At 64.5% G+C, this 533-nt stretch carries 1 protein-coding gene; it reads right to left on the bottom strand.

The annotated features are described in order from the left end of the window. A partial coding sequence (locus AC1RDJ_RS28405; protein ID WP_493029456.1) for a methyl-accepting chemotaxis protein occupies positions 1 to 533 on the bottom strand: 533 nt, incomplete at both ends.

Genomic DNA, 533 nt, shown 5'->3' with positions numbered 1-533 from the left:
GTCACGGCATCCATCTGGCCGATGGCGCGGTTGATCTCGTCGATGCCCACGCTTTGCTCGCTGCTGGCGGCCGTGATTTCCGTGATGATGTCGCTCACGCGCTGCACGCTGTCGACGATGTCGTTCATGGTCGAACCAGCCTGCGCCACCAGCATGCTGCCCGCGTTGACCTGCTCCACCGAGGCGCCGATCAGGGTCTTGATCTCTTTCGCGGCGCTGGCCGAACGCTGGGCCAGGTTGCGCACTTCGGACGCCACGACGGCAAAGCCACGGCCCTGCTCGCCCGCGCGCGCCGCTTCCACGGCCGCGTTCAAGGCCAGGATATTCGTCTGAAAAGCGATGCCGTCGATCACGGAAATGATGTCGACGATCTTGTTCGACGAGGCATTGATCGATTCCATCGTGCCCACCACCTGCGCCACCACCTCGCCGCCCTTGACGGCCACCTGCGCCGCCGACGCCGCCAGTTGATTCGCCTGGCGCGCATTGTCCGCGTTCTGCTTCACGGTGCTGGTCAGCTCTTCCATCGACGA

Source organism: Janthinobacterium sp. GW822-FHT07H10 (assembly GCF_058798675.1).
Note: the sequence above shows the minus strand (reverse complement) of the source record. Positions and strands in the feature narration are given on the sequence as shown.